This is a genomic window from Pseudolysinimonas sp., from assembly GCF_039912695.1.
GTDB lineage: Bacteria > Actinomycetota > Actinomycetes > Actinomycetales > Microbacteriaceae > Pseudolysinimonas_A.
Genome location: NZ_JBDSPJ010000022.1, coordinates 225,742 through 238,064, shown reverse-complemented (window position 1 = coordinate 238,064; position 12,323 = coordinate 225,742). Strand labels below are relative to the sequence as shown.

Annotated in this window: 7 protein-coding genes and 2 tRNA genes; 6 read left to right on the top strand and 3 right to left on the bottom strand. The window is 63.5% G+C overall.

The window, feature by feature from the left end; translation table 11 throughout:
* Positions 1–159: 159 nt before the first annotated feature.
* From ABIR17_RS09440 to ABIR17_RS09430, 3 genes are all read right to left on the bottom strand, one after another.
* Positions 160–6,108, bottom strand: coding sequence for a PA14 domain-containing protein (locus ABIR17_RS09440; RefSeq protein WP_348004125.1), 5,949 nt, complete (start codon positions 6,106–6,108; stop codon positions 160–162).
* 314 nt (positions 6,109–6,422) lie between these two features.
* Entirely contained in the window at positions 6,423–7,370 is a 948-nt protein-coding gene (locus tag ABIR17_RS09435; protein WP_348004124.1) for a hypothetical protein, read from the bottom strand.
* 183 nt (positions 7,371–7,553) lie between these two features.
* Positions 7,554–7,627: transfer RNA gene (locus ABIR17_RS09430), tRNA-Gly, on the bottom strand.
* A gap of 56 nt (positions 7,628–7,683) precedes the next feature.
* Between ABIR17_RS09430 and ABIR17_RS09425 the strand changes: the two genes are divergently transcribed.
* From ABIR17_RS09425 to ABIR17_RS09400, 6 genes are all read left to right on the top strand, one after another.
* Positions 7,684–8,043, top strand: a complete 360-nt coding sequence (locus ABIR17_RS09425) for a DUF805 domain-containing protein (RefSeq protein ID WP_348004123.1) — start codon at positions 7,684–7,686, stop codon at positions 8,041–8,043.
* Positions 8,044–8,116: 73 nt separating this feature from the next.
* Positions 8,117–8,470 (top strand): hypothetical protein, encoded by a 354-nt coding sequence (locus ABIR17_RS09420; RefSeq protein ID WP_348004122.1) that lies wholly within the window; start codon positions 8,117–8,119, stop codon positions 8,468–8,470.
* 100 nt (positions 8,471–8,570) lie between these two features.
* Positions 8,571–9,932: a DUF222 domain-containing protein gene (locus tag ABIR17_RS09415; protein WP_348004121.1), complete on the top strand. Its 1,362-nt coding sequence runs from the start codon at positions 8,571–8,573 to the stop codon at positions 9,930–9,932.
* Between the two features lie 187 nt (positions 9,933–10,119).
* Positions 10,120–10,196: transfer RNA gene (locus tag ABIR17_RS09410), tRNA-Pro, on the top strand.
* Positions 10,197–10,273: 77 nt separating this feature from the next.
* Entirely contained in the window at positions 10,274–11,716 is a 1,443-nt protein-coding gene (gene tig, locus ABIR17_RS09405; RefSeq protein WP_348004120.1) for a trigger factor, read from the top strand.
* A gap of 21 nt (positions 11,717–11,737) precedes the next feature.
* Positions 11,738–12,253, top strand: a complete 516-nt coding sequence (locus ABIR17_RS09400) for a DUF1697 domain-containing protein (protein ID WP_348004119.1) — start codon at positions 11,738–11,740, stop codon at positions 12,251–12,253.
* Positions 12,254–12,323 lie beyond the last annotated feature (70 nt).

Below are 12,323 nucleotides of genomic sequence, written 5' to 3'. Positions count from 1 at the left end.
CTCAGAAGTCCACTTTTACGGTGTACAGAAAAATTAGTTGCTCATTCGGGTTCAAGTATATCCATTCTGGCCCGCCACCCACATTGGGCACTCCATTGATGTCGCCGTAAGCCAACGCTGGTCTCGTGGCGTCGGGCAACACCAGAGCTCGTGCTACGACTACCCACTCACCCGTGTTGCCCGGCGCGTTGGGGGACCCAATCTTGAGCGTGGATTAGCCATGAGCGCGGGGTTTTCAGGAGTCCATGATCGGCCATCAATTGGCGCAAGCCCACCATATATCCGGTAAACAAAGACCCAATTCTTATCCTTGTCCTTAGTCACATTTGATGGCGGCTCGCCAAAGCTTACATGGCCAGCAAACTGACCCTTGGGGGCGACTAGAGTTGCCAACCCCCATCCTAAACCGAACCCAATGCGCCCCCAAATCGACGGCGCTATTACGGGGCTTGGGATCGGCGGTGCACTCCAGCCAGGCTTTCCGGAATTTCCCCTGGCCAAACCACTTAGGTCATAACCGTTGATGGGATCGGCGGGGTAGTCGTACGAGTTGGTGACCCCCCCTTCGACAGGGTCGGTTTCGAGGAACCTCCCGAGTGAGGGGACGTACTGTCGGGCACCCATCTCGATGGTGGCGACTGACCCGCGGTGTTCGGTGTATTTCCCTGCACCGCCGACCCAGCCGAGGTCGGCATCCCCGTTGATCAGATCCGGGATCGCATCATCCGCAACCGTGGTGCCGATGGCCCAGGTGGTGGGGTTGATGGGTTGCCCGAACGGGTCGTACTTCGCCCGGTCGCCGACCCGGGTGCCGGCTTGGTCGGCGACCAGGATGTTGTCACCGTGCAGGTTCGGGTAGCCCCACTTCTGCGACCCATCCGCTGTCGTGATGGTGACGGAGGCACCGCCGGGGAGGGAGATCAGCCACTGATCCACATGACCGGTACCATCTGCGATCGCCCCACCGGCGAGATACCGGACGGTGCCGTTGCCGACACCACCTGGGGATCCGGTGACGGTACGTTGCACCATCCGACCCCCCGCATCCAACAGGTAGGTGATTGTGGTGCCATCATCCAGAACCGTCTTGATATGCCGATCGCCCACGTCGTAGGTGAGGACCTGATCGGCCAGCCGGGTCGTATTGCCGTGCGCGTCGTAGATGAGAGTCGGCGACCCACCCGCCGTGGACAGGGAGACCCCACCAACCGGGTTCGCCCCCGACGGCGGGTTCGACACAGTGGTGCCCGTGAGTCGGTCGGCGTTGTCATAGCAATACGCCACCGACGTCGTCGACCCATCAAAATTGTCACTAAACCCGGTGCGGTTACCGTTCTTACCCGCGGCGTTGTTCACACATCCGGATGTCGTGCCGAACCCGTAGGTGAGGGTGTGATGCGGGATACTCGCCTGCACCAACCTGCCCGCCGTGTCGAAAGTGTAGGTCGAGGTCTCCGGAGCTGCAGCGGTGGAGTCGGTGAGAGTGTTCTGGATAATCCGACCCGACTGCGACCGCACCACCCCATCCGACACCGTTGATGCTGCAGTGACAGTTTCGACCCACGCATCCTGGGTGAGAGTCACGTCATCCCACACCAACAGCGACCCGACATCATCCGCCGCCGTATACCCGACCGTCAGGACGTGACTGGTGGCGGTCGCGGTGAACGCATACGTCAGCTGCTGATACCCGACACCCGGTGCCACCGGGGTCGAGGTGCCGACACCCGTGACTCCGAGAGAGAGACCGGTCACCCCGGTCGACGTGTTCGGGTTCACCCACGCGGAGGCGGTGTAGGAACGCCCCACCGTCAGACCGGTAACCGTTCGGGTTGCCGTCACCGGACCACCGGCCACATTCGTGGTGGATGTTTCGAGATCGCCGGAACCCGCATGCGGGTTCGTCGCACCCTGCACCGCAACCGTCGACGATTCGACTGAGGCCCACGAGTCGGTGGTTTCGAAACCACCGGCGTAAACCCCCGCCGCGGGATGGTTCACCGTTGAGGCGGGGAACGACCAGGTCATCCCGTCGGTAGAACCGGTACTCGAGTTGCGGTTGATCGCGGACAGGCTCGTGCCATTCGTGGGATACGCCACCGACTGCAACAACTGAGTCGAGGTGTAGGTCGGCTGAGCGGTGAGGGTCCCGTTCACCTTGAAGGTGAGAATCTTCCCGTCCGGGTCGTAGGTGTACGCCTGCACGAGCGGCGCACCCATCCCCGCGGCCGGGGTGACCGTCACCGACAACACCCGACCAGTCTTCGCCTCATAGATCGGCGTCGACACCGTGCCATAAACATCCGTCGACGACACCGACCGACCCAGCAGGTCACCGGTCGAGGTGAGGGTGCCGACCGGATCCGACACCGACGTCACCAACGGGTTACCACCCACCGCAAAGTTATTCGTCACCGTGCGGGCGGTCGTGGTGCCGTAGGCGGAAAGTACCGACGTCACCACCCTGCTGCGGGAATCGTAGGTGAGACACGACCAGGTGGTGTCACCTGACCGTTTCGTACCCGCAACGCGACCCAACACGTCATACACGTAGGAGGTGACGATCGCTGACCCGGATGCCGGGGTCGCCGTCGTGGAAGTCTTCAGGAACCCGTTCTCTTTCGTCCCGACCGGCACCCCACAGGTTGCGGTCGTCACCGTCTCGGCGTCGCCGTAGTAGGTGGAGATGCTGACATCCGCACTGCCTGACGGCATGGTGCGGGTCAGTCGGCGCAGCCAACTGTTCGCTGCCGTCGACGGTGCCTCGTAGGTGATCGAGGTGGTGAGGTTCAGCCCGGTCGGGTCGATCGAGGAGGTGGTCGCCATCCCGAGCCACGGCATGGTGCCGTATCCGGTGGCCGTGCTGATCGGGGTGACCAGACTCGACGACAACCCGCTCCCAGATGGGACGGAGTCATCTGTCGTACTTGAGGTTCCTAACCCGTACCCGGGGGTGAGTGCGGTGTCGGGGATGTTCGTCCAGGCACCCCCATTGATCGACCATTGCAGAGTCAGCGCGGCAGACGCGGTGAGTTCGAAGAAGTCGAGCCGGATCCTGCGTCGTTCACCGGCCGCAACCCCGGGGATGATCGGGCTGACGAGCGTTGAGGTGAGAGCATCCCCTGTCATGTCGTTGATGAGTAGTTCGTCGTTGAGGTAGAGCCGGCCACCGTCGTCGAGGGTCGTTCGGAACTGGTAGCTGCCCGCCGTGGGCAGGGTGAGGATGCCGTTCATCCGCAACGAGAAGTTGTCGGCGGGCACGCTTGCGGTCGGTGACCCGGTAGCCCAGTTGCGGGAACCGAGAGTGCCCGTACCCCCCACCAGGCCGAGGCTGAAATCGACGGGGCGGCCAGAGAGGTTGTTGGTGCCGAAATAGGTCACCTGCAGTCCCTGCATGCTCTCGTCATAACCGGAATGCGAATGCGCAACCGTGATCGGGCACGGCGTTGTGGGGCGACGGTCAGACCCGAAACACGCCACCGGCGCGGGGCCGTAGGAGTCGGTGGGCAGGTCGGTGAACGGGTCGTAGATCGTCGTCGCCATCAAACCTTGAGAGTTCGTGGCCGACAACAACTGGTCCTTGGGCCCCCACGTCTGAGTGGAGGTCAACCCGAGTGGGCTGGTGGCGGAGGTGGCTCGCCAGCTGCTGTCGTAGGTGACCTTCCCGGCATGGGCACCACTGGGTGCTGTGGACAGGTCGAGCCCGTCAACATCCACATAGGTGGTGCCGCTGCTGTAGGTGTAGATCTTCTTCGGTTGGAGAGTTGCCGTGACACCGTCGGGGGCCGGGGACGTCGTGGTCGACAGGCGACCGGCGCTGTCGTAGGTGAACACTGTCGCATCGGTATTGGTCGCCGCGCGGTGGGCGCTGTCAGCGGCGATCCAGTCGTTAACTCGCGGATCCCACACCCCGGTTAGCAACCCGCCGGTGTACCCGAAACGCACCTGCACGGTGCCGGGGTCGACAATCGACACCAGTTGACCGGTGGAGTTGTAGAACAGACGGGTGGTGTCATCCACCCCTCCGGCGCCGCCGACAACATGGCCGGGATAAACGATGCGGCACAAGAACCCGGTCGGCGCGGCACTGTAGCCAGAGCCTGCTGGGATGGGGCACGCGCTGCCCGATCCGTCACTGTCCCCAGCACCCAAGCCGAGAGCGGTGTTCGACACCAGGTCGCCCCCGTACACGAACTGCACCTTACGGTTCGTGCCGCCCGCGACCGGGTCGGCGATCAGGTCCGGGGTGCCGTTCGCCCGGTACTGCACGGTTGGGGTGGCCGGTTTCTTCGCATCCTGCGGGGTTGTTACTGAGATGACCAACCCGGCCGCACTGAACTGGCAGATCGTGCCGCCATCGTCGAGGGTGATCTGCCCAGAACCGTCGATGGACAGCACCCCGTACTCGCCGGCCGGGGCGGTGTAGCCGCCGTCGGTCTTCTTTGCGTAGGTGTGCACCGACCCAGTCACATCCGTCAGCGCGACCGTAGTGCTGGTCTTCGTCGCGAGGGTGTAGAAACCGCCCGACCCGTTGATCGGACCCGAGTTGGTCCACCCTGCAGGCAGGTACTGCACGGTGCGGGTGAACCAGGTTGCTGGCACCGGGATGCCGTCCGGATCCGTAATCCCGGGACCCTTCACCCGCAACTCCAGATTCGCGTTGCCGGTCGAATCGAAATAGTCAACCTGGATTGGTACGGCTGTACCCGCGGTCATCGACGATGCGGTCCCCCACTGCATCCCGGTCGCTGCGCCTGTCCACTGATCCAAAACTGTGGTGGTGCCGATCTTGACTCGGGCTCCGTCGTCATGGATCACCCCGAACGTGTACGAACCGCTCGAAGTGGGGACTGTGACGTACCCGTTCCACTGCGCCAACCAATAGTCAGCCGGAACTGCGGGGGCGACCTTGTCGGGTTGGTTAAACGAGATCGTCGGATCGGTCTGCACCAAAACCGGGGTGCGGCCCGTGAAAGAGAACGTGGTCGTGCTGGTCTGCCCGGGGTCGAGCGCGTTGTAGTACGACCCAACCAACCCTGCATTCGCGGTCGGGTCAGCCTGCGAGTTGTACGAGAAACTCAACCCCATCGGCCCGCCCACAGTCGGAATCGTGGGAGAGGCGAAGTTCAACGCCAGGTTGCCGTTGGCCAGGTTCACGGTCGCGGGGCCCGCCGCATCGAATGGGGACGGCCCCGAGGTGCCGAGCCGCTTGTTGACCGTGAAATGCCCGACCCACAACTGCTCGGCCTGATCGGTACCGTCATCAGCCCACACCCGCCAGGTGTAACTCACACCGTCTTGCAACGAATTCGCCGGAGGAGTCCAGGTGACCGGCGCACCCGTCGTCGTGCTCGGGGGAGTGACCCAACCGGAGTCGACCACAGCACCCGTGCGACCGTCGGCACCCGTAGTGACCACAAACTTGTAGTTCACCGGCACGGAATCGTCAGGATCCGGAGCGTACCCGATGCTCAACAGCGGCGACGTTGAGGTCACCACCTCACCATCCGCCGGAACGGTCGAACTCTGGGCGACGACTGGAGTGTTGTTGGTGGTGAAATACCAGGCGGCGTTCGTCGACACACGTTGGGTGTTGTTGCCCAGCTGACCGTCATACCCGTCGCGAACCGTGACCCGGTACCGGTACTGCGTGTTGAACTCCAACGCATTCGTCGGCACCTGGAAATCACCAGCCGGAACCCAGTTGCTGTCGTATGCAATCGCAGTAAACGGACCCGTCCCGTTGCCCGACCCGCCGGTCTTCTCAAACTCGTACCGGTACTGCAACGCCGTCCCGGAGTCGGTGGTCGCGCTGCCCTGCATCTTCGGGGTGCGCGCTGCTACCGCCCCACCGGACGGCGTCGTACCCGCGATCCCCGGCGACGACGGGTAGTGCGCATACCAGACATAGAGAGCCGAACTGGCACCCTTCAGGCTGTACGCGGAATACGCTTCCGAATCGCTACGGAACCCTAACCAGTTGCTATACGTCCCCGCCCGCATCCATGACGCGATCGTGTAATCGAGACCGTCAGTCGTGTATTCGCTGGCAACCCCGTCGCCACCGCACATGTCAAACGAAGAAACGTCGGTCCCATAGGTACCCACCCCGCTTGGGTTGCTGGTTCCTGAGCCGACATAGTTCGAATAACAGTTCGCTGTGCCGTAGTTGCGGGACAAGTCCAACTCCGTGTCATACACATACGTCCCCGCAATACCGCTCAACGCATACTGCGCCCACCCCCGCCAATACAACGAACGATTCGACTGCCACGGGTTGCCGAAATAGGTCACCCCAGACTGCGGCGTCCCATCTGACTTGTACGACTTCCGAGTACTTGAACCCCACCCAGTCGACGGATCCACCGTCACCGGATACACCCGATCCTTCGCCGTCAACCACTCAAAATCCGGCCTCAACGTCAGCAACCACTCATCGCCAAACGCCTCAACACTCGCACCAACCTGCGCAGACTCCGGTCCCGCACCCCGGCAACCCCCGAGGAATCCCACATCGTCGGAGTCGGAATCGTGAACCGCACCTCACCCGACGGATCAAGCACCACGAACCCGCCCGCGTCATCCGCCTGCACCGTCATACCCGGAGCCGACAACACCCACTGATACGCCGGCGCTGAGTCGGGCGCCGCGTCCAGGACCATCCCCTCCTTCACCAGGGACGGCTGCACCTGATAGTGGAGATCGACCCCGTCCAACACGCCCGGATACGTCACCTGGCTCGCCGGATCCTGACGCGCCTTCGGCGTCGAACCCGCCACATCCGCCGCACCCAACAACCGCCAACTCACCTGGTAACCGTCGTTGTTCAAGGTGACAACGTCACCCCCAGCCCGCGGCGCGAACTCAGGCGACAACGGATGCTCCGCATCGACCCAGCCGCCTGAAACGTGATCAAGCCCCGTATCGACCGGCACCCAATCCCCACCGATTTCAACATTCAAGGGCGACTCCCCAATCGCCATCACCGGCGACCCACCCGGCAAGGTGTAGGTCGTCGTGAACTCATCCCGCGCCGACACCGGCAACGAATCCACATCAACACCCGACAAATCAACCCGCGCATCAGCACGGGAACCAAACGACTTCACCCCACGTGCCGGCGCAGCCAGCTCCCAATCCGACGCGTCCCCGGCGTCGAGCGAGAAATCCCCCTTCGGAAGGGGTTCGGGCACAACCACCGCCGGAGTCGAATCGACCGGCGGAAGGATCTGCGGCACGAACGGATCATCAATAGCCACTTGCGGCGCAGCCTGCACCGGAGCCAACGCCGTCACCGTCAGCACGCCACTCAACAGCATCGCAATCGAAACACGACCCAAAACGCGCACCGTCGACATCGACATCGACATCCCTGATCCCTGAAAAACCCAGCCAGGCAACGACGGCCCAACTACTCCCTGATGGCGAGTCGGCTCACGCTAGTACCAACGATCGACCCTACGAAAGAGGCGAAACACAATGTTCACATTCGCCCTTGGGGGGAGAACTCCGCCCTATTGCGCAGCATGGGCGGAGTTCCAATAAGGAGCTTTTGGAGGGGACGACGGGAATCGAACCCGCGTAATCAGTTTGGAAGACTGAGGCTCTACCATTGAGCTACATCCCCGTGTTGCGCCCACGAGTCTACGTGAGCCCGCGGCATCCAGTTACTAGGCTTCGGGCATGACGTTCGTCGAAGCGATTCAGACCTGTGTCCGCAAGTACGCCGACTTCGAGGGCGTCGCGAAACGTCCCGAGTTCTGGTGGTGGATTCTGTTCGCGGCAATCGTGTCCGGCATCCTGGGCACCTTCGCCGTCATACCGGTCAGTCAGACCGGTACGGTGGGCGGCATCCTGACCGGCATCTGGACGCTTGCCACCCTGCTGCCGACGCTCGGCGTGACCGTGCGACGACTTCGGGATGCCGGCTACGTCTGGCAGAACATCCTCTGGATTCTGGTACCCGTCGCCGGCGTCATTGTGCTGGCCATCTACCTGGCGAAGCCGTCATCCCCGACTGCTCCCGCTCCAGCCGCCGGCTGAGTCGGAACGCGATTACCCGTTGGCCGTGCGACGGCGCGGTCGAGAAGCAGCGCGGGGCCGCTAACATCGCGGTGTGATCAGGCGGCGTCCCATCTTCAGTTGGATCGCCTTCGCCCTCGTCGTGCTCGGGTATGTCGCCATCGCCGGCGCGACGATCTACGGCTACACCCAGACGGCCGACGCCTTCGTTGAGGGGCCGCCCTGGTTCGCCGTGGCGTCATCCGTTGGCATTATCCCGGTCGGCGCGCTGTGCTTGGTCGGACTGCTGGTCGGCATCGTCGGGGTCGCGCGTCGCGAGAAGCCGGGCTGGCCGGCGATCGTCGGGATGATCTTTGCGCTACCCCCGCTCGGCGGCGTCGCTGTTGCGGTGTACGTGAATCTTGTGGTGACGGTCGCGTGTGCGAGCCCGCCGGGGGCGTGCGGCTGAACTTGTGCACTTCGGTTGCGCTCGAACTTATGTTCGAGTAAACTGAACCTGCTCGTGCCGAGTGATTGGAGTTTCGACTCCCCGATTTTTGGATCCCGGTATGCACGCGCCTGTGAGTTTCTCGATTGAGGTCCCTGACCTCTCGGGGGTGTCGCGTGTCTCCGATCTGCAGCTGTTTGAGTTGCTGGAGGCCTACGCGGCGACAGGACGTTTGGTGGATGCGGGGAAGCTAACCCTCGCAGCGGAGGTGGCTCGACGGTCGGATCGCACGCTCGGCTACGACGGGCTGGCGCAACGCACCGGTGACCGCACCCCTGAAGCGCTCGTGTCACGGTTGACCGGTGCATCGGGGTCGGATGCCCGGCAACTTGTCACCGTCGGCGTTCTGGTGGATGCGCCCGATCCGTGGTTGACGGATGTCGCCACGGCTGCCCGCACCGGCGACCTATCGGTGGGGGCGGCATCGGGGATCGCCACCGGACTCGGTAGGCCGAGTGCGGCAGTGAGCGCCGACGATCTGCTCGACGCCGCGAAACTCCTCGTCGCCGAGGCCGGCACCCTGCCGCCGGAGAAGATGCTGCGCCGTGCCCGCGAACTTCGCGACGACCTCGACAGCGACGGGGTGGGAGAGCGTGAGGACGCGTTGCGTGACAAACGGCTTCTTCGATTCACACGCCAATCCGACGGCACGACCCGAATGTTCGCGATACTCGACCCCGAATCCGCTGCCCTCGTCGTCGACGCGGTCGACTGCGTCACCGCACCCCGCCGCGGCGGACCCCGGTTCGTCGATACCGAAGAACTGGCGCGCAGCGAGGCGTTGATGAAAGACCCCCGTAGCACCGAGCAGATCGCCCTCGACGCCCTGGTCGACATGATCCGCATCGCTGCAGCCGCCGACCCTGGCCGCGTGTTCGGAGTGCGCAAGCCTTCAGTACGGGTGTCCGTTGATGCTCGTGACCTCGCCACTGGTACCGGCATCGCTCACCTCGAAGGGCAACCCTCCGCGATCTCGGTGCAGACTGCGGAGCGGATCGTGTGCACCACCGGCTACCTCACCGTGGTCCATCACCCCGACGGCAAACTCGACGTCGGACGGGCCCAACGCCTCTTCACCCCGAGACAACGAATCGCCCTCGCCATCATCTGGGGCGGTTGCGCGGTCGAAAACTGCGACCGACCACCATCCTGGACCGAAGCGCACCACATCACCCCCTGGTCCCACCACGGAGCAACCGACATCTCGAACGGCATCCTCCTCTGCCGCCACCACCACCTTCTCGTCCACAACAACGGCTGGCACATCACCCGCGACAACCGTGAACGCGGGAATGACTGGTGGATGCTGCCCCCACCTGGCGACACCGCAGCCCGGCCGATCCGACTCCTCGCCAAGGGTTCGATCCCGCGGGCTTCGGTCCCACCGGGTTCGATCGCGCGAGAACTCGCTGCGAAACGGTGATCCCGCGAATGGGGAGAGCTCTGCCCCGTCCGCATCCACGCAACATCGTTGGTGTTCACCTGGTCTCCGTCGGCGCGCACCCGGCATCCACCCGGCGCCCACCCGGCATCCACCTGGGCACCCACCCGACGACCACCCGGCATCCGGAGCATTCCGCTCCGTTAGACTGTGCCGGGCCGTTTCCCGCCGGGGCGTAGCTCAGCTTGGTAGAGCGCCCGCTTTGGGAGCGGGAGGCCGCAGGTTCGAATCCTGTCGCCCCGACCAGACTGGCCCCCGTATTTCCCGTAGTAGCAATGCATTCCACGCAGTAGCAATCCAGATGCAGTAGGAGACGTATTCCCATGGTCACGACGACCGTCGAGCGCCTGTCGCCCACACGCGTGAAGTTGAACATCACCGTCACGCAGGATGAGCTGAAGCCCGGCATCGCCCACGCGTACGAGCACATCGCCGAGTCGGTGAACATCCCCGGCTTCCGCAAAGGCAAAGTGCCGCCGCCGATCATCGATCAGCGTGTCGGTCGCGCCGAGGTGCTCAACCACGCGGTGAGCGAAGGAATCGACCGCTACTACCGCGAAGCGGCCACCGAACAAGGTTTGAAGCCGCTCGGTCGCCCGACTGCCGACGTGAAGCAGCTGCCCAGCGAGAAGGATTTCTCGGGTGACCTGATTCTTTCGGTCGAGGTCGATGTGCGTCCCGAGTTTGACCTTCCCAACTACGACTCGCTCAAGCTCGAAGTCGAGCCGGTCACGGTCAGCCCCGACGAGGTCGAGAACGAACTTGAGAACCTGCGCAGCCGATTCGGCACGCTGGTGACGGTTGACCGTCCGGCGAAGAGCGGCGACTTCGTCACGCTCGACCTGAACGCCACGATTGGCGGGGCCGAGGTCGACACCGCCAACAACATCTCGTACGAGCTCGGCTCAGGTGAACTGATCGAGGGCATCGACGAAGCGCTCGACACCCTGACCGCTGGCGAATCGACGACCTTCGAGTCGTCGCTGCTCGGCGGTGACCACGAAGGTGAGAAGGCGCAGATCGCTGTCACCCTGCTCACCGTCAAGGAGCGCGAACTCCCGGCGGCCGACGACGACTTCGCCCAGATCGCCAGCCAGTTCGACACCATCGGTGAACTGCGCTCCGACCTTCGCGAACAGCTCGGCAAGAGCAAAGAGTTCGCCCAGTCGATCGAAGCCCGCGACAAGATCGTCGACGTGCTGCTCGAGAAGCTCGACATCCCGATTCCTCAGCAGCTGATCGACGACGAGGTGCACCGCCACCTTGAGAACGAGAGCCGACTCGAAGACGACGTGCACCGTGCCGAGGTCATCGAATCGAGCACGAAGACGTTCCGTCAGCAGATCCTGCTTGACACGATCGCCGAAGCCGAAGACATCAAGGTCAACCAGAACGAACTCAGCGCCTACGTCGTTCAGGCCAGCGCCCAGTACGGCATGGACCCGACCGAGTTCGTGAAGTTGCTCGACCAGAACGGCCAACTGCCCGGCGTTCTCGGGGAGATCGCCCGATCCAAGGCGCTCGCGACCATCCTGGGCAAGGCGAAAGTTGTCGACACCAAGGGCAAGGCTGTGGATGTCACCGAGTTCGTCGCGCGTGTACTCGACGATGGCGGCCAGGGCGACGCGTTCGCCGAAGCCGACGATCACGCAGGTCACGACCACGCGCCGGGGTCCGGTTCTGGTTCCGGGTCTGCAAAGGGATCCGGCAAGGACTCGCACGGTCGCAAAGCCGGCAACGAACACTTCGGTCACGACCACAGCTAGCTCTCGGGTTCTGAGTTCGAAATGACTCGCTACGTCGCACTCCTTCGCGGGGTGAATGTCGGCGGGGTGACCATCAAGATGGCGGAACTCGCGCAGGTCATTCGTGGCCTCGGGTATGCCGACGTGAAGACGGTGCTCGCGAGCGGCAATGTGCTGCTGACGACCACAGATAGCGCTGAGGTCGCGAAAGAGAAACTCGAGACCGCCCTACGTGGGCACTTCGGGTACGAGGCGTGGGTTCACGTGCTGACTCAGGATGCGGTGGCCGACATCGTCGCGGCGTATCCGTTCACGCGCAGCGACGACCGCCACGCTTACGTCGTCTTTGTCGTACAGCCCGACGTGCGACGAGAACTGCTGGCAGTTCCCCTCGACCCAGCCCTCGAGCAGGCAGCCGAGCGCGAGGGGGTCATCTATTGGACAGTCCCGAAAGGCTCGACCCTCGACAGCGCGATGGGCAAAGCCCAAGGGTCGTCGAAGCACAAGCAGTGGTTGACCACCCGCAACCTCAACACCTTGGAAAAACTGTTGGGCTGACCCCCGTACCTCGGGCCCCGGCAAACCTCAGGCCCGGCAGACCTCAGGCCCGGCAGACCTCAGGCGCGGC